General features: G+C 71.5%; 17 protein-coding genes and 1 tRNA gene. 6 read left to right on the top strand and 12 right to left on the bottom strand.

Annotated features, from left to right (window positions below; genetic code table 11):
* Nucleotides 1–37 precede the first annotated feature (37 nt).
* From IEY61_RS08525 to IEY61_RS08515, 3 genes are all read left to right on the top strand, one after another.
* On the top strand, nucleotides 38–520 hold the full coding sequence (locus IEY61_RS08525) for a hypothetical protein (protein ID WP_229705764.1): 483 nt from the start codon (nucleotides 38–40) through the stop codon (nucleotides 518–520).
* 205 nt (nucleotides 521–725) lie between these two features.
* Complete coding sequence (locus IEY61_RS08520) at nucleotides 726–1,193, top strand: hypothetical protein (RefSeq protein ID WP_189042265.1); 468 nt, start codon at nucleotides 726–728, stop codon at nucleotides 1,191–1,193.
* A gap of 101 nt (nucleotides 1,194–1,294) precedes the next feature.
* Nucleotides 1,295–1,591, top strand: coding sequence for a hypothetical protein (locus IEY61_RS08515; protein WP_189042263.1), 297 nt, complete (start codon nucleotides 1,295–1,297; stop codon nucleotides 1,589–1,591).
* A 739-nt stretch (nucleotides 1,592–2,330) separates the two neighbouring features.
* On the opposite strand, the gene IEY61_RS08510 is transcribed toward IEY61_RS08515, so the two are convergent.
* Nucleotides 2,331–2,403, bottom strand: a tRNA-Thr gene (locus tag IEY61_RS08510).
* Nucleotides 2,404–2,687: 284 nt separating this feature from the next.
* Here IEY61_RS08510 and IEY61_RS08505 point away from each other — a divergent pair.
* Nucleotides 2,688–4,409: a metallophosphoesterase family protein gene (locus IEY61_RS08505; RefSeq protein ID WP_189042505.1), complete on the top strand. Its 1,722-nt coding sequence runs from the start codon at nucleotides 2,688–2,690 to the stop codon at nucleotides 4,407–4,409.
* A gap of 152 nt (nucleotides 4,410–4,561) precedes the next feature.
* Here the strand turns inward: IEY61_RS08505 and IEY61_RS08500 are convergent, their stop codons facing one another.
* The 6 genes from IEY61_RS08500 to tmk all read right to left on the bottom strand — a co-directional run bounded on the left by IEY61_RS08500 (nucleotide 4,562) and on the right by tmk (nucleotide 10,339).
* Nucleotides 4,562–5,398: a PSP1 domain-containing protein gene (locus IEY61_RS08500; RefSeq protein WP_189042261.1), complete on the bottom strand. Its 837-nt coding sequence runs from the start codon at nucleotides 5,396–5,398 to the stop codon at nucleotides 4,562–4,564.
* 106 nt (nucleotides 5,399–5,504) lie between these two features.
* Nucleotides 5,505–6,248: a hypothetical protein gene (locus IEY61_RS08495; protein WP_229705763.1), complete on the bottom strand. Its 744-nt coding sequence runs from the start codon at nucleotides 6,246–6,248 to the stop codon at nucleotides 5,505–5,507.
* Nucleotides 6,248–6,553, bottom strand: a complete 306-nt coding sequence (locus IEY61_RS08490; RefSeq protein WP_189042259.1) for a hypothetical protein — start codon at nucleotides 6,551–6,553, stop codon at nucleotides 6,248–6,250. The genes IEY61_RS08495 and IEY61_RS08490 overlap by 1 nt, the downstream gene beginning before the upstream one ends.
* A gap of 1 nt (nucleotide 6,554) precedes the next feature.
* Nucleotides 6,555–6,884, bottom strand: coding sequence for a YbaB/EbfC family nucleoid-associated protein (locus IEY61_RS08485; protein ID WP_189042257.1), 330 nt, complete (start codon nucleotides 6,882–6,884; stop codon nucleotides 6,555–6,557).
* Between the two features lie 144 nt (nucleotides 6,885–7,028).
* The gene (locus tag IEY61_RS08480; RefSeq protein ID WP_189042255.1) at nucleotides 7,029–8,285 is read right to left on the bottom strand and encodes a DNA polymerase III subunit delta'; all 1,257 of its coding nucleotides are present in this window, start codon (nucleotides 8,283–8,285) and stop codon (nucleotides 7,029–7,031) included.
* Complete coding sequence (tmk, locus tag IEY61_RS08475; RefSeq protein WP_229705781.1) at nucleotides 8,285–10,339, bottom strand: dTMP kinase; 2,055 nt, start codon at nucleotides 10,337–10,339, stop codon at nucleotides 8,285–8,287. Before tmk ends, IEY61_RS08480 begins: the two co-directional genes overlap by 1 nt.
* Before the next feature lie 337 nt (nucleotides 10,340–10,676).
* On the opposite strand from tmk, the gene IEY61_RS08470 reads away from it, so the two are divergent.
* A complete protein-coding gene (locus IEY61_RS08470; RefSeq protein ID WP_189042253.1) occupies nucleotides 10,677–11,885 on the top strand; it encodes an amino acid deaminase/aldolase in 1,209 nt (402 codons plus the stop codon).
* A gap of 13 nt (nucleotides 11,886–11,898) precedes the next feature.
* On the opposite strand, the gene IEY61_RS08465 is transcribed toward IEY61_RS08470, so the two are convergent.
* The gene (locus tag IEY61_RS08465) at nucleotides 11,899–12,543 is read right to left on the bottom strand and encodes a TetR/AcrR family transcriptional regulator (RefSeq protein ID WP_189042501.1); all 645 of its coding nucleotides are present in this window, start codon (nucleotides 12,541–12,543) and stop codon (nucleotides 11,899–11,901) included.
* A 223-nt stretch (nucleotides 12,544–12,766) separates the two neighbouring features.
* Between IEY61_RS08465 and IEY61_RS08460 the strand changes: the two genes are divergently transcribed.
* Nucleotides 12,767–14,080 (top strand): D-arabinono-1,4-lactone oxidase, encoded by a 1,314-nt coding sequence (locus tag IEY61_RS08460; protein WP_189042251.1) that lies wholly within the window; start codon nucleotides 12,767–12,769, stop codon nucleotides 14,078–14,080.
* A 61-nt stretch (nucleotides 14,081–14,141) separates the two neighbouring features.
* Here the strand turns inward: IEY61_RS08460 and topA are convergent, their stop codons facing one another.
* The 4 genes from topA to IEY61_RS08440 form a co-directional block, all read right to left on the bottom strand.
* Entirely contained in the window at nucleotides 14,142–16,964 is a 2,823-nt protein-coding gene (gene topA / locus IEY61_RS08455) for a type I DNA topoisomerase (protein ID WP_189042249.1), read from the bottom strand.
* A gap of 314 nt (nucleotides 16,965–17,278) precedes the next feature.
* The gene (locus IEY61_RS08450) at nucleotides 17,279–17,983 is read right to left on the bottom strand and encodes a hypothetical protein (RefSeq protein ID WP_189042248.1); all 705 of its coding nucleotides are present in this window, start codon (nucleotides 17,981–17,983) and stop codon (nucleotides 17,279–17,281) included.
* On the bottom strand, nucleotides 17,974–18,516 hold the full coding sequence (locus tag IEY61_RS08445; protein WP_189042246.1) for a hypothetical protein: 543 nt from the start codon (nucleotides 18,514–18,516) through the stop codon (nucleotides 17,974–17,976). The genes IEY61_RS08450 and IEY61_RS08445 overlap by 10 nt, the downstream gene beginning before the upstream one ends.
* Before the next feature lie 109 nt (nucleotides 18,517–18,625).
* Nucleotides 18,626–21,028, bottom strand: coding sequence for a sodium-translocating pyrophosphatase (locus IEY61_RS08440; protein WP_189042244.1), 2,403 nt, complete (start codon nucleotides 21,026–21,028; stop codon nucleotides 18,626–18,628).
* Nucleotides 21,029–21,055 lie beyond the last annotated feature (27 nt).

The raw sequence follows: 21,055 nt of genomic DNA, 5'->3' as shown, positions 1-21,055 counted from the left end.
CGCCCGACGGTGGCGCCCCGACACTACGATCCGGCCCATGAAGGCGCCCCTGGTTCGGCTACTCGCCTGTCTGGCGGTCGTACCGCTCCTGGCAGGGTGCATCGCCGAGGCCTCTCATGAACCGACCGCTTCGCCGATGACGTACAGCTGCTGCGAGACGGCGGACATCGAGAAGCTTTACCAGCCAGGGCAGACGTTCACCCTGCACTGGATCGTCGGGGTGCGCGACGCGTCCGCGACCGTTCCGCCCCGGGTCGAGCTTCAGGCGAGCCTGACCGGCCCGTACGCCACGGAGGCGGAACTCAAGGACGCGGAGATGGGCGTAGTCACCGTTCCCGGGTTGGTCACCTACACCGCCGAACCGGTTCGACCCGCCGGTACGCCAGATGAACAGCCAGTCAGCGTCATCCCGATCGCCCCCGCGGCCAAGCCTGGCTACTACAACCTGGCCAGCTCGATGGTCGACGGTGACGCCACGGCCAGCGGGGCGAGCATCATCCGGATCGTCGCCGGAAGCTGACCGACCATCTGGTCCGCAGGCGCGCTGGTCGGCCGGCCCTAAGGAGGCGCTGGCGTCGTCGCCCGTTTCGGCCGGACCGATCCCCCAAACATCGATGGGTCATCAGTTGACCGGTATCGAAAGGACTCGCTAGAGTCGGCCGGCTATTGGTCATGGAGACGCGCCCACCATCAGCGATGGGGTACGGGCCAAGACGGAGGCGACCGTGGGTGCGGAGAAGGCCAGACAGCGGCTCATCGATACGGCGTCACCGTTGCTACAGGAGGGCGAGCGTGTCGAGGTAGCCAGCGTGGCGATCGTTGGCTCTGTCTCGACGAAGAACCAGGTCGTGTCGGGGGTGGCGACTGCTGTCTTGTCCGGCGGCCTGTTCACCGCCTTCTCAGTCGCGCTGAAGCAGTACGTGCTGTTGACGGACAGACGTCTGCTGTTCTTCGAAATGAACCAACTGACTGGCCGACCGACCCAGAACGTACTCGGTGAGTTGCCGCGTTCGGTCCTGCGTGCGTCTGATGTTCACGGTCGGCTGACCCGTGTTGTCGTCCTGACGGCAGACGGTGAAGCGACAAATCTGAAGCTGCGCTTTCCGTGGCCTGCACGCCACGATGCGGAGGCCCTGGCCGCCGCGCTGGCGGCGCCCGCGAGAACTGGCGGTGGTCCGGCGGCCGGAGCTTAGTCTCCGGCTGCCCACGGTGGCAGCAACGCCGCCGGCACTGATCGGTTCCCCTCGGTTGCACACCGGACCGTGCGCGTGATCCTCGCTGGAATAATCGCCCGATGCCCCGCGCGCGCCTCGCCCTGACCATCGGTGTCGTCCTGTTCGTAGCCTCGTGCGTCCTGCCGTGCGGACCGCTCCTGGATGAGATCGGGGCGTCCTTCCCGTACCAGGACCCGACGCCGGAAATGCTGGAGAAGCAGGCCGCCGAGATTGCTGCGGCCGAGCAGGCCCTGGCGGCACGCCTGCAAATCACCGTCGGGGTCGTGCTGGTTGGCGCCGCTGCAACCGCGTACGGCCTGTGGGCCTGGCACCGCACTCGTCGCAGCAGACGCCAGGCGAAAATTGCGGACCGTTGACGGTCCGCAGACGGCTGGGGCCTCTGCCTATGGATAGGCTGCGGAGGTGTCGGAGCAGGGTTGGCGTGAGCTGACGCCGGAGACCACTGCGATGGCGCCTCAACCCACTGCCAGCAAGCTAGCTCCTCGCGGGCTGTGCGGACCGCAGCAGCCAGGCCGAAGACTCACCGCGGAACCGCCAACCTGAAGGTGGTGGAACCGGCGCCCGTCCACATCCCCAGGCACGACGGCCACTACGCCTGGATCCAGCCGCCACCACCTGTTCCGACGACGGTGTCGTGGATCTCGGGAAACGGCGAAGCCCAGGTCGGTGACCCGGGCTTGCGTGTCGCTGCCTAGACGGTCGGCGCCGTCCGCCTGGTGCTGGTCCTCGAACGCTCGGCAACTCGATCCGCCCCGGCTCGTCCGATCCAGTCCGCCCCGGTGGTTCCCACGCGTGGCTCCCACACTGTCGGCTTGGGAATCCTGCACAATCGGCTGCGGCGGTTGCGGTGCGCCTACTGGCCAGCCAGTTGCTGCGCTCCCGAAACCAAGTCCTTGCCGTACCACACCTCCGTGTAGGGACCTGTGCAGTACGCCGGAGTCTCGACATCGCGCCCGTTACGAACTGGCGTTACGGCGGCAGATCCTTCCGAGCTGGGAGGACATCCCGCTTTCGGCAGTCTCGTACCCGGAGGCTGAGCGTGGTCGACCTCGGAAAACGGCGAAGCCCAGGTCGGTGACCTGGGCTTGCGTGCCGAGCCGCCTATCGGAATCGAACCGATGACCTACGCATTACGAGTGCGTCGCTCTGCCGACTGAGCTAAGGCGGCAACGGTGGTCAAGTGTACGGCACGCGCCGACCCCGGGTGGAGCGGGATTGCCGATTCGCCAACCGGACGCGAGGCGCTTGCGGCACAAGCGCGCCCGGGCGGTCGGCACTAGGCTGCAGCGGGTGACCGAGGATGCCACCCCCCGCGACGAACCGGTCGACACTCCCGACGACGGTCCGCGCCCCGAGCCCGCCACCCGAACGCCGCCGGCCGGCCCGAACACCATAGAGCCACCGGCCGAGGCGCACGACAGCGAATCGCCGGGCGCCGCGACCGGCCGGGCGGTGCCGCTGGGGCCGTACGCCGAGGAGGCGGACGGTGGGCGGGCGGCGCGCCGGCCGCGCAGCACCGATCCGCTGGAACTGGGGTTCACGCCGCGCAAGCCGGTGCCGTGGCTCGCGCCGTTCCTGCTGGTCAGCACCGGCCTGCGTACGCTGCTGGCAATGCTGTTCGGGGCGTACCTGGACAAACGGGAGCTGCAGAAGGCCCTCGACGCGGAGGTCGCCAAGCAGGTCGGGCCGGACGGTGGGCTCTGGCTGGACTACGTGGCCGACCTGGGCGACGGCTTCAACGCCACGTACTCGGTGGCCTACCTGCTCGCCCAGCCGGAACTGGTGGTGGACGGGCACCGGCTGCCCCGGGCGCAGACCCTGGTGATGGGGGGCGACCAGGTCTACCCGTCGGCCGACTACGCGGCGTACGAGGACCGCTGCAAGGGGCCCTACCAGGCGGCGCTGCCGGGCACTCCGCCGGAGCAGCCGACGGTCTTCGCGGTCCCCGGCAACCATGACTGGTACGACGGGCTGACCGCGTTCCTCCGACTCTTCGTCCGCAGCCGGGACCGCCACTTCGGCGGCTGGCGGACCGGCCAGTCCCGCTCGTACTTCGCCGTCGAACTGCCCGCCGACTGGTGGCTGCTCGGCCTCGACGACCAGTCCGGCTCGTACGTCGACGATCCGCAGCTGACCTATTTCGACACGGTGGCAAAGCGGCTGGGACCGCAGAGCAGGGTGATCCTGGCCGTGCCGGCGCCAGCGTGGGTCAAGGCCGTCGACCACCCCACGGCGTACGACTCGATCGACTATTTCATCCGGACCATCATCGCGCCCACCGGCGCCCGGGTACGCCTGCTGATCTCCGGCGACCTGCACCACTACGCCCGGTACACCGGGCCGGACGGCCGCCAGTTGATCACTTCTGGCAGCGGCGGCGCCTACCTGTATCCCACGCACAAGCTGCCCGAGCGGATCGAGGTGCCGCCCCGGGACACCCTGGCCCGCCGATCCAGCCCGTCCCAGACGTACGACCTGGCGGGCCGTTACCCCGACGCGGCCCGCTCCCGACGGTACGGCTGGGGGATCTTCGGCCGGCTGCCCCGCCGCAACCCGGGCTTCGCGGCGCTGCTCGGCGTCCTGCACACCCTGCTGATGTTCTCCATGGCCGGGGTGGCCGATTTTCGGTCCGTGGCCTCCGAACAGCGCCTGTTCAGCGTGCCGCTGGTGATGATGGTGCTGGTGACGGTCCTCGCGGCGGCGCTGTTCGCCAAGCCGCCCAGTTCGAGCGGCAAGCGACACGCGCGGCACTGGATCCTCGGTGTCGCGCACGGCCTCGCCCATGTCGGGCTGGCCGCCGCCGGCACCTGGGCCTGGCTGGCCCTGCCCTTCCACGAGTGGCCCTGGCCACTGCCGGCGGTCGCCGCGGCAACCCTCTACCTGCCGGTGATCGGTCTGGTCGCCAGCCAGTTGGTGGCCGCGTACCTGCTGTTCGCAAGCGGGTTCGGGGTGAACGTGAACGAGCTCTTCGCCGGTCAGGGCATCGAGGACGCGAAGGGCTTCGTACGCCTGCGCATCGACCCCGACGGCACCCTCACGATCTACCCCATCGCGATCGACCGGGTGGCCCGCGACTGGCGCGTCAACCCGGACGACTCCCCCGAGTCCTCCTGGCTGACCCCCGCCACCCCCCTGCACCCCCACCTGGCCGAACCCCCCACCACCCTCACCTGACAATGCGCCGATGCCGGCCCTCACGCCCGCGACGCGTTCAGCGAGGCCGCGATCTTGCACTTTTGGTCGCCGGTTAGTCCTGTTGTGCGGCTTTTGTGACGACACAAAGTGCAAGATCGACGCGCAGAGGGAGTGGGTGGGGTGGGGTGGGGTCAGGGGGTGTAGTGGGTGTCGTGGGCGCGGCGGGAGCCGCAGACGTCGGCGCGGGAGCACATGGAGCGCGAGCCGTCGGCGTCCAGACGGACGGTCACCGCATCCCTCGGGACACTGTGGCCGACCACGCGGCCCTCCCCTTCCGGCGTGCTGACGCGGGTGCCGATCGCCGGGGCCGACTCCTGGAACTTGGCGTACAGGGGATGCTCGTACTTCAGGCAGCACATCAGCCGACCGCAGGCGCCGGAGATGCGCAGCGGGTTGAGTGGGAGGTCCTGATCCTTGGCCATCCGGATGGTGACCGGCTCGAAGTCGGTCAGGAAGGTGGCGCAGCACAGGTCACGCCCGCAGGAACCGATGCCGCCCTGCACCCGCGCCGAGTCCCGGGCCGAGAGCTGGCGCAGTTCCACCCGGCAGTGCAGGGTCGCCCCGAGATCGCGTACCAGCGAGCGGAAGTCCACCCGGTGTGGGGCGGTGAAGTAGATGGTGCTCCGCTCGCCGCCGCCCTCGCCGCCGAGCACGTGGTCGACCGCCACCACCCGCATCGGCAGGTTGTGCTCGCGGATCAGGCGCTTGGCCGCGACCTTCGCCTCGGCCTTGCGTCGGCGCAGCGCCTCGTCCCGGCGCAGGTCCTCCTCCTGGGCCAGCCCGGCCAGCCGGGGAAAACCGTCGGTCTCCTCGGTGACCCACTGCGCCGCCCAGACACACTCGGCCACCTCGGGACCGTCGTCGGTGGGCACCAGCACCTTGTCGCCCACCTGCGGGCGCAGCTCGCCCGGATCGAGGTAGTAGAGGCGCCCGTACCGCTGGAAACTGACCGCGCAGAGCATGCCCATGCCCTTCACCCTACGACGCCGCACCGTGATCCCGCTCCGCCGGCGACACGCGCGACCACACCGGGCGACCATCCAGGACTGTCGACTTGATCGACGCCGGCGCCGGTCACCAGCCGATGCGGGTCGTCCGGGTGCCGGGCGCGGCACCGCCGCCGTCGGGTCGGGGTCGGCTGCCGGACGCGGCGCCGCCGCCGTCGGGTCGGGGCCGGGTGCCGGATGGGCGCAAGGGAGACTCGGCCAGGCTCGGCCCCCACTGCCGCAGCAGGGTCTCCGCCCCGTCGTACGCCACGCAGAGCACGGCCAGCACCCGGGCGGCGATCTCGGCGGCACCGGCGTTGCCCGGTGACGACGGCCCGGAGTGGGACTGCTCACGGGTCAGCGAGGTGGCCGCGATGACCGCCACCGCCTCGGCCGAGCCGATCACGTCGGCCAGGGCCCGCGCGACGGCGAGCCGGCTGTCCTCCACCCAGTGGGCGAGCGCGTCGGCGTAACCGGCGGTCGCCTCCAGTCGCCCGACCAGGCTCTCCGGCCCCTCGTCCAGGTGGCGCAGCAGCATCGCCCGGGACTGGCCGTACGCCGCTGCGGCCGACCCGGACCAGAGCAGCGGGTCGGTCAGCGCGGCGCAGGCGTGGTCGTACCCCTGGATGTGCCGGCGCACCGCGTGCCCGGCGCCGGCCAGCGGCGCGGGACGCAGGTCGAGGAAGCTGCGCAGCGCGTCGCCGGGAAGCACCTGCATCCGGCGCAGCAGCGGCCAGACCCGATGCCCCTCGGGCGCGCCGGCGGCGAGCAGGGTGTCGACCCGGCGCAGCAGGTCGAGCCCGGGCTCGGCGAGCCGGTCCAGGGCGTCCATCACGCCTCCCCCACCAATCGGCGGGCGGTGACCGAGTCGGTGTCGGCGTACCGGTCGGCGGCCTGACGTAGCGCGTCCGCGGTGGCGGCCAGTCCCGCCGCGGCGGCGTGCGCCTCCCGGGCCCGATCACCGGTGGCGGCGGCCCACTGCCGGTGCAGCGCCCGCCCGATCTCGCCCGGCCGCCCCGGGGCGTCGACGCCGAACGCCACCTGCGGCGGGTCGGTGGCGGTGACCGAGCGGGAGAGCGCGGTCAGGGCGGCGCTCGCCTCGTCGAGCCGGTCGGCCAGGGCGCGAAGGTCGTTCACCTCACGCCCCCGCCAGCGGCCGGTAGGCGGCGAAGGTCTCGTTGTGCAACTTTTCCCGCGCCCATTGTGCGGCGTCCGCGGCGGCGGCCACCGCGGCGCGCACCGAACCGGCCACGTCGCGCGGCGCTCGACTGTGCAGCGGACCGAGGAACCGCACGTCGGTGATCCGGCCGCTGGCGGTCACCACCACCTCCACCAGGCCGTCCGGTGACCGTACGGTTACTTCGACCGTCGCCACGGACCGGTCGAACTCGGCCTGGAGGGACTCGATCCGGCGGTAGCGCCGGACCGCCTCCTCGATCCACGCCTCGTCGATCTCACCGCGCGGCATCGGCGGACTCCTCCCCCAGTTGTCCTCACTATCCGTGCCGCCACCGTCACCACGGCACACCGGACCGTACCGCACGCGAATTGCACCTGTCGATGCCCGTGGACAACTGCCCGGCCAGCGAGGACCGGGCCGGCTACGTCGAGGTCAGCCCTTCCAGAGGGCGAGCATCATGGCTTCCACGGCGATCCGGGGCTTGACGTTGGTCTCGATCGCGGTACGGCAGGCGAGCACCGCCTCCAGCCGCCGCAGCGCCCCCTCCGCCTGCCAGCTGCGGGCTCCCGCGCCGGCCAGTTCGGCGGTGTCGGTGTGCACCGGTGCCACCGGTGCGCCCAGAGCCATGGTCAACGCGTCCCGGTAGAACGCGGCCAGGTCGACCAGGGCCCGGTCCAGCGCGTCCCGCTGGGCCCGGGTCGCCCGCGACTTCTGGCGCCGCTCCAGGTCCTTCAACTGCCCGGCGGCTCCCCGGGCGGCACCGGCCGCGCCCCGACCCGTGCCACCCGCACCGAGCGCGGTCTCCAGCGCCGCGCGCTCCGCCGCGTCGATCTCCGCCACCGACGCTTCGGCCTCCGCCTCGGCCGCCTCGATGAGCGCGGACGCCGCGTCGAACGCGGCACCGACGCCGGTCAACCGACGCGGCACCGCGAGCACCGCCTCCCGCCGGGCCCGGGCCTGCGGGTCGTTGGCCAACCGTCGGGCCCGCCCCACGTGGCCCTGGGTGGCCGCCGCCGCCCACCGCGCCACGTCGGGCGCGATCCCGTCGCGCCGAGCCAACACCTCGGCCACCGCGTCGGGCGGTGGCTGCCGCAGGGGTACGACCCGGCAGCGCGACCGGATCGTCACCGAGATGTCGTCCGGGTGGGTGGACGGCGCACAGAGCAGGAAGACGGTCCGCGGCGGGGGCTCCTCCACCGCCTTGAGCAGCGCGTTTCCGGCCGCCTCGGTCAGCCGGTCGGCGTCCTCGATGATCACGATCTGCCAGCGCCCGCCGGACGGGGTGCTGGCCGCCCGGAGCACCAGCGCGCGCATCTCGTTGACGCCGATGGAGAGCCCGTCGGGCACCACCAGTCGTACGTCGGCGTGGGTGCCGGCCTGGGTGGTGTGACATCCGGGGCACTGCCCGCATCCGGTGCCGTGCACGCACTGCAACGCGGAGGCGAAGGCCCGTGCCGCGACCGACCGGCCCGACCCGGGCGGCCCGGTGAAGATCCACGCATGGGTCATTCCCGCGCCCGGGTCACCTCCGGCCCCGGCCGGAGCCGCGCCGGCGTCCTCCGCCGGGGCGGTCGTGGCCGCCTCCCGCTCGCCAGCGGTCCGCAGGACGGCTGCGGCCGCCGCCGCGGCGCGGCGCAGCGTGTCCACCGCCTCGTCCTGCCCGACCAGGTCGGCGAAGGCGTCCGGCATCAGGTCCGCTCCGTCGTCACCAGCTCCGTGGGGGATAACTCGGACTGTACCGGGATGTCCGGGCCGTTCGCCGAGCCCGGGTTCGCGCCGGAGGCGCCGAGCAGATCCTTCACCCGGCGGGCCACCCGCTCGGCGATCTCGTCGGCCGGACGGGCGGCGTCGAGCACCAGGTACCGCTTCGGGTCAGCGGCGGCGAGGTCGAGGAAGGCGTACCGGACCCGCTCGTGGAAGGCGACCGACTCGGCCTCCAGCCGGTCGGCGGCCTGGTTTCGCGCGGCGACCCGGGACAGCCCGGTACCCGGATCGACGTCGAGCAGCACCACCAGGTCGGGCTTGAGCCCACCGGTGGCCCAGGAGGAGAGCCAGGAGACCTCGTCGACCGGCAGCGTGCGGCCGGCGCCCTGGTACGCCAGGGAGGAGTCGACGTACCGGTCGCTGATGACCACCGCGCCCCGGACCAGCGCGGGGCGGACCACCGTGGCCACGTGGTGCGCCCGGTCGGCGGCGTAGAGCAGCGCCTCCGCGCGCGGCGAGGGTGCCTCGTCGACGGCGGTGTCGAGCACCAGCGAGCGGATCCGCTCGCCGATGCCGGTGGCACCCGGCTCACGGGTGACCACCACGTCCCGCCCTTCGTCCCGCAGTCGCTCGGCCAACCCGGCGAGCTGGGTCGACTTGCCCGCGCCCTCGCCGCCCTCGAAGACCACGAAGAGCCCGGCCGAGACGAACCGCTCGGCCGGCATCAGCGGGCGGCCCCGGATCGATCCCCAGAGGTCGGCCAGGACCGGAACGCCCTTCTTGTCGTCCATCTGACCGAACGCGCTGATCCCGGCGAAGATCCCGGCCGCCCCGGCGGCGAGCAGCAGCAGACGGGTGGCGGAGACCGAGATACCGAGATCGGCGATGGTCAGCATGCGGGACCCACCGACACCGGCGAGCAGGCTGCCCAGCGCGATGGCGAGGATCAGCACCATCCGGGTGCCGATCTGCACCACGGCGAAGACGCGGCCGCGTACCTCGTCGGCGACCTCGCCGCCGAGCAGGGTGGTGCCGGCGAGGAAGGCCATCCCGGCACCGGCGCCGACCAGGACCGCACCGACCAGCGCCATGGACAGGTGGATGGCGAAGGCCAGGGTCATCACCGAGGCGCTGGCCAGCACGATGCTCATGCCGAACCAGCGGCGCCGGGACAGGTCCCGGACGATCATCGGGCCGAGCCCGATACCGACCGCCAGACCAACGAAGATCGCACCGAAGAGCAGGGAGAACGCGGCGTCACCGGCGCCGAGCGAGTCGGCGAAGAACCGGCCGGTGCCGATGACGATGCCGCCGCTGGCGAAGGCGCCGAAGATGCCGAGGACCAGCCCCCGGACCAGCGGGGTCTTTCCGATGAACCGCCAGCCCTCCACGAACTGACGCAGCATGCTCTGCTCGGTGTGCTCCCGCGCACCGTCCCGCACCTGGCTGATCTCCTTGATGCCGAGCGCCACCACCAGGGCGGTGGCCAGCCGCGAGAACGCGTTGAACCAGAGAGCGAGCTGGGCGGGCTCGGCCCAGTTGGGCGCGTTGTCACCCACGGCGGCCCGGACGATCCCGTCCAGCGACGCGGCGACCACCGCGGCGAGGACCGGGGTGATGCCGTACGTGGTGATGAGGGTGAGCTGGTTGGCCGTCTCCAGCCGGGCCCGCGGGATGAGGTTCGGTACTGCGGCTTCCTTGGCCGGGATCCAGAGCAGGGTGACCGTCTCGATCAGGAACGTGGCGATCACCGCCCAGCTGACCACCCGCGCGCCGCTGGCGCCGCTCAGCGCGTACAGCGGGATGGACGCGAACAGCACGAACCGCAGCACGTCGGAGATGACCATCGTCCAGCGCCGGTCGAACCGGTCGGCGAACACCCCGGCGACCGGGCCGAGCAACAGCGCGGGCAGCAGCCGGACGGCGATCACGCCACCGAAGGCCGCGCCCTTGGCGGTGTTCCCCTCCACCTGGGCGGCGGCGAAGACGCTGGTGGCGAGCAGGCCGAACCAGTCGCCGAAGGAGGCCACGCCGAGCACGATCCAGAGCCGGCGGAACGGCCGGATGCGCAGCACCGAGCGGATCGCCGAATAACCACTCAGGTCGGCCTGACTGCCGGAGCGGCCGGCGGTGCCGGCGGGTTGGTCCGTGGACGGCGACACGCCGGACGACTCGCCGTTGAATTGGCTTTCGATGGCCGTACCTCCACGTGCCGGCCCATCGCTGGGCACCCCCGGTGGAACACTCTAGACCCGACGGGGTTTTCTCCCGTCGCGCATCACCTGCTCGTCGCAGCCTAGGCCGCCGTTACCAGTCCGCCAGGCCGACAGATGCGAGGGCATTTCGCATTAACGGTTTCACAGTTAGCGTGCAGACGTGGCCACCGACAGCGAGAACCTGCGCCACCGGCTGGACCGGGCGACCGCGCATCTCGATCCGCCGTACGCGGTGGTCGACCTCACCGCCTTCGACGCCAACGCCGCCGCGCTCGCCCACCGGGCCGGCGGCAAGCCGCTGCGGATCGCCAGCAAGTCGCTGCGCAGCCGCGACCTGATCACCCGTGCGCTGGCCCGGCCAGGCTGGCACGGGGTGATGGCCTTCACGCTGCCCGAGGCGATCTGGCTGGTCCGCACCGGAGTCACCGACAACGTGGTGGTGGCGTACCCCACGGTCGATCGACGGGCACTGGCCGAACTGGCGGCCGATCCGGCCCTCGCCGCGACCATCACCCTGATGGTCGACGACCCCGACCAGCTCGACTTCTGTGACGCGGTGTGCGCACCGGGCCGCCGCCCCGAGTTGCGGGTCTGCCTCGATCTGGACGCGTCCTGGCGGCTGCTGGGCGGGCGGGTGCACGTCGGGGTGCGCCGATCACCGGTGCACACCGCCCGGGCGGCCGGCCGGCTGGCCGCCACCGTCACCGCCCGGCCGGGCTTCCGGTTGGTCGGGCTGATGTCGTACGAGGCACAGATCGCCGGCCTGGGCGACGCGCCGCCCGGGCGGAGGGTGCTCGGCACCGCGATCCGGCTGGCCCAACGCGGCTCGTACCGCGAGCTGCTGGCCCGCCGAGGTGCGGCGGCGGCCGCCGTACGCGAGCACGCCGAGCTGGAGTTCGTCAACGGCGGCGGCACCGGCAGCGTGGCCGTGACCAGCGCCGATCCCGCGGTCACCGAGGTCACCGCGGGATCGGGCCTGTACGGGCCGACGCTGTTCGACGCGTACCGCCGCTGGCGCCCCACCCCGGCGGCGTTCTTCGCCTGCGCGGTGGTGCGCCGGCCGGCGCCGGGGCTGGCCACCGTGCTCGGCGGTGGCTGGATCGCCTCCGGCCCGGCCGCCGCCAGCCGGCAGCCTCGACCATGGTTGCCGGCCGGGCTCAAGCTGATCGGTGCCGAAGGCGCCGGCGAGGTGCAGACCCCGCTGGCCGGCGCGACGGCCGCCGCCCTGCGCCCCGGCGACCGCGTCTGGTTCCGCCACGCCAAGTCCGGCGAGCTGTGCGAACACGTCAACGAGCTGCACCTGGTGGAGGGCGACGAGATGGTGGCCACCGTGCCGACCTACCGCGGCGAGGGCCGGGCCTTCCTCTGAACCGGGCCGAGCGTCAGGCGGACGCCGGCGTCGCCTCCGCGGACCCGACGATCTGGTCGTCGACCGGCTTCGCGGGTTGCACGACCGGCCGCTGGCCGGCCTCGCCCCGAGCGTCCACCTGACGGTGCAGGTAGTCACGGATCAACGCCTTGGCCTCGACCAGCACCCGGTCGTCGCCGTCGGACGTACGGCGGAACGCGAGCTTGATGAGCGCGTCCGCGACCTCCACCGCGATCTCCAGGTGGAAGCGCAGGTCGGGCACGTCGGCCAGCCCGAACCGCTCGGTGAGCACGCGGGCCAGTTGGTCCGCGATCACCCCGTTGTTGTCCCGCTGCTCATCGAGCAGATGCAGGTCGACCACGTCGCCGAAGTGCAGGGTACGGAACCCGGGAACGGTGCGGTGCATCGTGATGTATTCGTCGATGCCCGCGTCGACCCCGTCCCACCAGTGGGTCAGGTCGTCCGAGGCGAAGCGCTCGTCGAGCCGTTGGAGGTAGGACTCCATCGTGCGCAGGGTCAGCGCCTGCACGATCGCCCGCTTGTCCGGAAAGAACTGGTAGACCGACCCGATCGCCACCTCGGCCCGCTCGGCGAGCAGGGTCGTGGTCAACCCCTCGTACCCCACCTCGTCGACGAGTTCGGCGCAGGCGTCCAGCATCCGCTGAACGCGCGCGACACTACGGCCCTGCACTGGTACCCGACGCAGCGGCCCGGTCGTGGCGGCTGAAGTGGACACTCGCCACCCCCTCTCGACGGATGAAAAATATCTCCACGTCACGACTTCGTGACTACCGGTATAACGAGCGGACTTCGATTGCGGTGTTTACCAGGGAGAACGTTCCTGATATGAATTTGGTTCATATTCACGTCGAGGAGCGTCAATGGTTGAAAACGCACCCGCCGATGCCGCCTGGACCAACTGGGCCGGCAACCAACACAGCGTCGCGACGGCAGTCCTGCGGCCCTGCACCATCGCCGAGGTCACCGAGCAGATCCGCTGCGCCGCCGAGACCGGTGAGCGGATCCGCCCGATCGGCAGCGGACACTCCTTCACCCCCGTCGCGGTCAGCGACGGACGGCGGATGGACCTCACCCGACTCGCCACCGACATACGCGTGGACGTCGATCGGCGCCTGGTCACCGTACCGTCCGGGATGACCCTGCGGCAGCTCAACGCCCTACTCACCAGTCACCACCTGGCGCTGCCCAACCTCGGCGACATCGACGCCCAGACCGTGGCCGGCGCGATCTCCACCGGCACCCACGGTACGGGTGCGGCGTACGGCGGCCTGGCCACCTTCGTCGAGGCGCTGACCCTGGTCACCGGAACCGGCGAGGTGCTGCACTGCTCCGCCGCGGAACGTCCCGACGTGTTCGACGCGGCCCGGGTCTCCCTCGGCGCCCTCGGCGTACTGGTCGAGGTGACGCTGCGCTGCGTGGACGCCTTCGTGCTGCGGGCACACGAGCGACCCGCCGCGCTGGACGCCGTGCTGGCCGAACTGTCCGGCCTGATCAACGGGCACGACCACGTGGAGTTCTTCTGGTTCCCGTACACCAGCCGCGTCCAACTGAAGGTCAACGACCGGGTGGCCGTCGACCACGCCCCGCTACCCCGCTGGCGCGGCTGGCTGGACGACACCTTCCTGGCCAACACCGTCTTCGCCGGGGCCTGCCGGCTCGGTCGCGCGGCTCCGGCCCTGGCGCCGACAATCAGCGCCGTCTCCGCGCGGGCACTCAGCGAACGCATCTACACCGGCCGCTCCGACGCGGTCTTCTGCAGCCCGCGCCGGGTCCGCTTCCTGGAGATGGAGTACGCGCTGCCGCGCGAGGCCCTGCCGGAGGCCTTCGACGCGCTGCGCCGGATCGTCGACCGGCTGCCGTTCAAGGTGCTCTTTCCGGTCGAGGTGCGCTTCACCGCGGCCGATGAGATCTGGCTGTCGCACTCGTACGGGCGCGACTCGGCGTACGTCGCCCTGCACCAGTACGTCGGCATGCCCTACGAGCCGTACTTCCGAGCCTTCGAAGAAGTGGCGACCGGCCTGGGCGGTCGCCCGCACTGGGGCAAGCTGCACTGGCGGGACGCGGCCTCCCTGGCCCCTGCCTACCCCCACTGGCAGGACTTCCAACTCCTCCGTACCCGCCTCGACCCACACACCGTCCTCTCCACCCCCTACCTGACACAGATCCTCGGCTAGCCATTTCGGATCTTGGACCGAAAGGGCCCCCAGGGCAGTTTCGCAACAAGATCCGGCGAGGTCAGTCGGACTTCGAGGAGGTCGCCTTCTTGGCGGCGGTGGATTTGGTGGCCTTCGCCGGGGTCGCCTTCGAAGCGGTGGACTTCGACGAGGTCGCCTTCGAAGCGGTCGCCTTCTTGGCGGCGGTCTTCTTGGCAGGGGTCTTCTTGGCGACAGCCTTCTTGGCGGCCTTCTTCTTCGGGGCCGGGCCCTTCGCCCGCTTCTCGGCGAGCATCTCGGAAGCCTCCTCGATGCTGAGCGCCTCGGGGGTCTGGCCGCGCCGCAGGGAGGCGTTGGTCTCCCCGTCGGTGACGTACGGGCCGAACCGGCCGTCCTTGATGACCAGCGGCTTCTCGGTCAACGGGTCGACGCCCATCTCCCGCAGCGGCGGGGCGGCGGCCCGGCGCTGGCGGGCCTTCGGGGCGGCCAGCAGGGCCAGCGCCTCGTCCAGCGTGACGGTGAACATCTTCTCTTCCGACTCCAGGGAGCGGAACTCGTCACCACGCTTGACGTACGGGCCGTAGCGGCCGTTGTTGGCGACGACCTCGTTGTTCTCGGCGTCGACACCGATCAACCGGGGCAGGCTGAGCAGCTTGAGCGCCTCGTCGAAGGTGAGCGTGTCCGGCGACTGGGAACGCAGCAGCGACGACTTGCGCTCGCCGCTGGCCACGTACGGGCCGTACCGGCCGGACTTGAGCAGGATCGGCTCCCCGGTCGCCGGGTCGTCGCCGAGCTTGCGCTCGCCCCCGCCACCGAGGAACAGCTCGTGCACCTTCTCCGGGGTCAGTTCGTCCGGCGCCAGGCCCTCGGGGATCGGCGCCCGGTCGCCCTGGCCACCGCCCTCCTCGCCCTCCCCGGTGGGCTGCTCACCGGGAACCGCCCGCTGCAGGTACGGCCCGTACCGGCCGACCCGCACCATCACCTCACGGCCCTCGTCGTCGGTGAACAGCGGGATGGAGTTGACGCTGCGCGCGTCGATCTCGCTGAGGTCCTCGGTGACCAGCTTCTTCAGCCCACCGGAGCGGGCGATGTCCTGGTCACCGGCGCCGTTGGTGGTGCCGAAGTAGAACGCGGTGAGGAAGTCGACCGCCGCGTGGTCTCCGCCGGCGATCTCGTCCAGCTCGTTCTCCATGCTGGCCGTGAAGTCGTAGTCGATCAGGCGCGGGTAGTGCCGCTCCATCAACCCGATCACCGCAAACGCCAGGAACGACGGGATCATCGCCTGGCCGCGCTTGACGACGTACCCGCGGTCCTGGATGGTCTGCATGATCGAGGCGTACGTGGAGGGGCGGCCGATGCCCAGCTCTTCGAGGGCCTTGACCAGCGACGCCTCCGTGTAGCGGGCGGGCGGCTGGGTGTGGTGGCCCTGGGCGGCCAGCTCGTCGGCGGTCAGCGGCTGGTCCTTCACCAGGTTGGGCAGGCGCCGCTCGGCATCCTCGGCCTCGGCGTTCTCGTCGTCGCTGGACTCGACGTACGCGCGCAGGAAGCCCGGGTCGGTGATGGTCTTGCCGGTGGCGCCGAAGTCGGCCTCCTCGCCGGCGGCCGTGGTCGCCCGGATCCGCACCGAGACGCTGGAGCCGACCGCGTCGGTCATCTGCGAGGCGATGGTGCGCCGCCAGATCAACTCGTAGAGCTTGTACTCCTCGACCGACAGCTCGTTGCGCACCGTACCCGGGGTGCGGAAGTTGTCCCCCGCCGGGCGGATCGCCTCGTGCGCCTCCTGGGCGTTCTTCACCTTGCCGGTGTAGCGGCGCGGCTCCGGCGGCACGCTGCGCTCGCCGTACAGCTCGACGATCTGCCGGCGGGCCGCCGCGATGGCGGTCTCCGACAGGTTCACCGAGTCGGTACGCATGTAGGTGATGTAGCCGTTCTCGTAGAGGCGCTGCGCGGTGCGCATCGTCTGCTGCGACGAGAACCGCAGCTTGCGGGCCGCCTCCTGCTGAAGGGTGGAGGTGATGAACGGCGCGTACGGGCGGCGCCGGTAGGGCTTCTCCTCGACCCGGGTGACGGTGAACGGCCGCCCTTCGAGGCGAGCCGCGAGCCCCCGGGCGCCGCTCTCGTCGAGGTGCACCACCCCCGCCCCGGCGCGTACCTTGCCGGTGGTCGGCTCGAAGTCCTTGCCGGTGGCGATCCGGTCGCCGTTCAGCGCGACCAGGGTGGCGTTGAAGTTACGCGGCCCCTCGCCGGCGTTCGCCACCGCCAGGGTGGCCAGGATGTCCCAGTACTCGGCGGTGCGGAACGCCATCCGCTGCCGCTCGCGCTCGACCACGATCCGGGTCGCCACGGACTGCACCCGGCCCGCCGACAGCTTCGGCATGACCTTCTTCCACAGCACCGGAGAGACCTCGTAGCCGTAGAGACGGTCGAGGATGCGCCGGGCCTCCTGGGCGTCGACCAGGTCGCGGTCGATCTCCCGGGGGTTGGCCACCGCCGCCTGGATCGCCGGCTTGGTGATCTCGTGGAAGACCATCCGCCGGACCGGCACCTTCGGCTTGAGCGTCTCGACCAGGTGCCAGGCGATCGCCTCGCCCTCGCGGTCCTCATCCGTGGCCAGGAGGATCTCGTCGACCTCCTTGGCCAGCTTGGTCAGCTTGCTGATCTGCTGCTTGCGGTCGGCCGAGACGACGTAGAGGGCGTGGAAGCCGTTGTCGACGTCGACCCCGAGCCGGGCCCACGGCTCGCCCTTGTACCGGGCGGGGACGTCGGCGGCGTTGCGGGGCAGGTCGCGGACGTGCCCGAAGCTGGCCTCCACGACGTACCCCGGGCCGAGATAGCCCGAGATCGTCTTGGCCTTCGCCGGGGATTCGACGATGACCAGACGAGTGGTTCCAGCGTTGCTCGGCACGTCTGTTTCGACCTCTTTCCTGCTCGTGGGTGCGATCACGCCCGTTGTCGAGGCGCACTCGACCCACCGGTACCCGGTGGCCCGGATGTCCAACGTAACGCGCCGTCCGTGTTTCGGGTTTCGCGAACGGCGATCTGTCCGGGACGATCTGTGCTCGCGCCGGACGGCGTCACCGTACACCCTGGGTAGGGGTTTCAGCGGGCCACTGCGACCATGGCAGCCCCTCCGTGAAGGTGGAACCCGGCCGATTCTCGCTGTGTTCCGCGACACCCGGCTGTCCCCCATCGGACAGCCGGGACCGCACCCGATCGGGGTCAGTCGCGGGTCGGCCAGGCTGCCGGTGGCGCGGCGGACGGACGCCCGCCGACCAGTTCGGCCAGCCGTTGCAGACCGCGGCGGCCGGCGATCCGGTACGCCGGACCGCCGGCGCCGGGCTCTACCAGTTCGCCGCTCAACCCGGCCGCGACCAGGGCGCCACCGGCCACCGTCCAGCGCATCGGGTCGGTGCCCCCGAGGTGCAGCAGGAAGTCCGGCGGATCGGCCACCCCGGCCGCGGCGAGCCAGAGCCGCAGCCGCCGGCCGTCCAGATGGAGGCCGGCGGGCGGGTGCTGCGTCGGGCCGCGCAGCCACGCCGCCGCGAGCGGCACGAGTGTCCGGGCGTACGCGGTCCGCACGGCGTACCGCCGCTCCTCGGTGGCTGCCCAGGTCGCCCGTACGCCCCGCTGGGCCAACTCGGCGACGAGCACGTGCACCCGCCATCCGGCGTCCACCACCACCGACAACCGGGCCGTGCCCCCCATCCGGTGCACCTTCCCGGGCCCGACGAGCAGCCCGGCGAGGTCGGCGACGGAAGGCTCAGCGGTCTCCGCCCCGAAGAAGACCAGTTGCCCGTCGTCCACCGCCGTCCGCTCGACGTCGGGACCGCGTCGACGGGGTGCCGGCGGAGCCGGGTCGGGCACTGGGAACGACACCGGCAGCGGTTGCACCGCCGGTGGCTCACCGGAACCGCTCAGCGGCATTCAGGTACCTCGTCGAAGGCGCGCTTCAGTTCCTCGGAGTTCAACCGGCTGGTGTCCAGCGCGCTCGCGTCGTACTCCTGTTGGAGGACCTCCACGGCGGCCCGGACCCCGTCGTAGAAGGCGGTGGCCTCACCGGTGCTCAACGCGTCGATGGTGCTACCGGCCCGGCCGTAGGCGTCGCGCATCGACGCCAGGGAGGCGCGGAAGCCGGCCGAGATCTCCTCGCCGTGCTCGACCCTGGGCACTCCCGCCTGCTCCACCTTGCGCCGGGCGTCCTCGCTGGCCTGCTCGGCCCCGCCGAAAAGGCGGACCAGATTCTCCTTGGCCTGGGCGGGGGTGGTCTGCGCGGTCATCTGCTCGTTGGTGCTGCTGGTCAGCTTGCTGATCTCGGCCCGCCACGGGGTCAGCGCCGAGCAGACCGACGCGGCCCAGGCCCGGGGGCTGGGGCCGCCGGCCCCGCAGGCAGCCAGCAGGGCCAGCGTGACCAGCACCACCGTGAGCTTTCCGGCCGCCGCCGCCCGGCACGTACGCATGCGTTGCAGCGTACGGCCTCGGTCCCGGCTCGGCACCGGTCAGGCGGTCGACCCCGACGGTCCCCGGCCGGCGCTGCCGCCGACCGGGGACCGGGACGAAGCCGGAGGATCAGGCCTTGATCTCCTCCGGGCGCGGGTCCGCCGTGCTGGCCCCGTTGTCGGGGTCCTCACCCATCACGATGCTCTTGCGCTTGCTGAACACCACCGCCGCGACGACGATCAACGTCGCCACCACCGCGATGGTGACCCGCAGGCCGACGTTGCGGTCGGTGCCCACGCTCCACGCCACCACGGCCGGCGCGATCAGCAGCGAGACCAGGTTCATCACCTTGAGCAACGGGTTGATCGCCGGTCCGGCGGTGTCCTTGAACGGGTCGCCGACGGTGTCGCCGATCACGGTCGCGGCGTGCGCCTCGGAGCCCTTGCCTCCGTACGCGCCGTCCTCGACCATCTTCTTGCTGTTGTCCCAGGCGCCACCGGAGTTGGCCAGGAAGACCGCCATCAGCGTGCCGGCCCCGATCGCGCCGGCCAGGTACGACGCCAAGGCGCCGGGCCCGAGGCCGAAGCCGACCGCGATCGGTGCCATGATCGCGAGCAGGCCGGGGGTCATCAGCTCCCGCTGCGCGTCCCGGGTGCAGATGTCGACGACCTTGCCGTACTCCGGGCGCTGGGTGTAGTCCATGATCCCGGGCAGCTCGCGGAACTGCCGGCGTACCTCCATCACCACCGCCCCCGCGGAGCGGGAGACCGCGTTGATGGCCAGGCCGGAGAAGAGGAACACCACGGCCGCGCCGATGATCAGGCCGACCAGGTTCTGCGGGTTGGCCACGTTCAACGCGTTGAGGATCTCGGTGCCGACATCGGTCACCCCGGCGTCGGCGTACGCGGTGCGCAGGGTGTCGGTGTACGAGCCGAACAGCGCGGTCGCGGCCAGCACCGCGGTGGCGATCGCGATGCCCTTGGTGATCGCCTTGGTGGTGTTGCCGACCGCGTCCAGTTCGGTCAGCGTCCGCGCGCCGTGCTCGTCGATGTCGCCGGACATCTCGGCCACACCCTGGGCGTTGTCGGAGATCGGACCGAAGGTGTCCATCGCGACGATCACGCCGACGGTGGTGAGCAGACCGGTACCGGCCAGCGCCACGGCGAACAGCGAGAGGGTGATCGAGCCGCCGCCCAGCAGGAAGGCGCCGAAGACACCGGCACCGATGAGCAGCGCCGAGTAGACCGCCGACTCCAGGCCGACGCTGATGCCGGCGAGGATGACGGTGGCCGCGCCGGTCTGGGAGCTCTTGCCGATGTCCTGCACCGGACGGCGGTCGGTCTCGGTGAAGTAGCCGGTCAGCGCCTGGATGGCGGCGGCCAGCACGATGCCGATGACGACCGCACCGATGACCACGCCGCGCGGGCCGAACAGCGGGTCCCCGCCCCGCACGTCGAGGGCCTCGCGCCAGCCGTCGCCGAGCTGCGCGGCCCAGGACGGCTGAAGGTAGGCGACCGAGGCCACCGCGACCAGCACCGCCGAGATCAGCGCGGAGAGGTAGAAGGCCCGGTTGATCGCGGTCAGGCCGTTACGGTCCGAGGTGCGCAGCCGGGTGATGAAGACGCCGATGATGGCGACCAGCACGCCGATCGTGGAGATGATCAGCGGGAGCACCAGACCGTCGGTGCCGAACGCGGCCCGGCCCAGGATCAGCGCGGCGACCAGGGTGACGGCGTACGACTCGAACAGGTCTGCGGCCATGCCGGCGCAGTCACCGACGTTGTCGCCCACGTTGTCGGCGATGGTGGCGGGGTTACGCGGGTCGTCCTCGGGGATGCCCTTCTCCACCTTGCCCACCAGGTCGGCGCCGACGTCGGCGGCCTTGGTGAAGATGCCGCCGCCGACCCGCATGAACATGGCCAGCAGCGCGGCGCCGAAGCCGAAGCCCTCCAGCACCGTCGGCGCGTCGCCCCGGAAGATCAGCACCACCAGTGCGGCACCGAAGAGACCGAGCCCGACGGTGAGGAAGCCGACCACTCCACCGGTCCGGAAGGCGATCTTCATGGCCGCCTCCCGGCCGCCCTCGCGCTCCCGGGCGGCGGCGGCCACCCGCAGGTTGGCCCGGGTGGCCAGCCACATGCCGGCGCCGCCGATGAAGGCGCTGAACAGGGCGCCGACCACGAAGAAGAGCGACCGGCCGAGCTTCACCGCGGTCTCGCTGCCGGCGGTCTCGTGCACCGGCAGCAGGAACAGCAGGACCACGGCGATCACCACGAAGATCGCCAGGGTCCGGAACTGCCGGAGGAGATAGGCCGAGGCGCCCTCCTGGACGGCCCCGGAGATCTCCTGCATTTTGGTGGTGCCCTTGCCGGCCGCCAGCACGGTCTTCGTCAACGCGGCGGCAAAGGCGAGCGCGACCAACGCGATCACCGCGGCGATGACGACGTACGTGACGTTTGCTCCGGTAAGGGAGATCGCGCCGCCGCTATCGGCGATCGCGCCGCCGCCCTCGGCGGCCAAGGTGTCGGACATCTGTGTCCTCCTGTGCGGAACAACGCG

Source organism: Micromonospora sonchi, assembly GCF_014646235.1.
GTDB lineage: Bacteria > Actinomycetota > Actinomycetes > Mycobacteriales > Micromonosporaceae > Micromonospora > Micromonospora sonchi.
The sequence above is the reverse complement of the archived record's forward strand: the minus strand, read 5'-3'. Positions and strand labels throughout refer to the sequence as shown.

Bases quoted from the DNA above. Each gene is read 5' to 3' on its own strand.
- IEY61_RS08525 (WP_229705764.1), top strand. From the start codon at position 38: ATGAAGGCGCCCCTGGTTCGGCTACTCGCCTGTCTGGCGGTCGTACCG.
- IEY61_RS08515 (WP_189042263.1), top strand. From the start codon at position 1,295: ATGCCCCGCGCGCGCCTCGCCCTGACCATCGGTGTCGTCCTGTTCGTA.
- IEY61_RS08500 (WP_189042261.1), bottom strand. From the start codon at position 5,398: ATGGGCATGCTCTGCGCGGTCAGTTTCCAGCGGTACGGGCGCCTCTAC.
- IEY61_RS08495 (WP_229705763.1), bottom strand. From the start codon at position 6,248: ATGGACGCCCTGGACCGGCTCGCCGAGCCCGGGCTCGACCTGCTGCGC.
- IEY61_RS08485 (WP_189042257.1), bottom strand. From the start codon at position 6,884: ATGCCGCGCGGTGAGATCGACGAGGCGTGGATCGAGGAGGCGGTCCGG.
- IEY61_RS08480 (WP_189042255.1), bottom strand. From the start codon at position 8,285: ATGCCGGACGCCTTCGCCGACCTGGTCGGGCAGGACGAGGCGGTGGAC.
- IEY61_RS08465 (WP_189042501.1), bottom strand. From the start codon at position 12,543: ATGCTGGACGCCTGCGCCGAACTCGTCGACGAGGTGGGGTACGAGGGG.
- IEY61_RS08460 (WP_189042251.1), top strand. From the start codon at position 12,767: ATGGTTGAAAACGCACCCGCCGATGCCGCCTGGACCAACTGGGCCGGC.
- IEY61_RS08450 (WP_189042248.1), bottom strand. From the start codon at position 17,983: ATGCCGCTGAGCGGTTCCGGTGAGCCACCGGCGGTGCAACCGCTGCCG.
- IEY61_RS08445 (WP_189042246.1), bottom strand. From the start codon at position 18,516: ATGCGTACGTGCCGGGCGGCGGCGGCCGGAAAGCTCACGGTGGTGCTG.
- IEY61_RS08440 (WP_189042244.1), bottom strand. From the start codon at position 21,028: ATGTCCGACACCTTGGCCGCCGAGGGCGGCGGCGCGATCGCCGATAGC.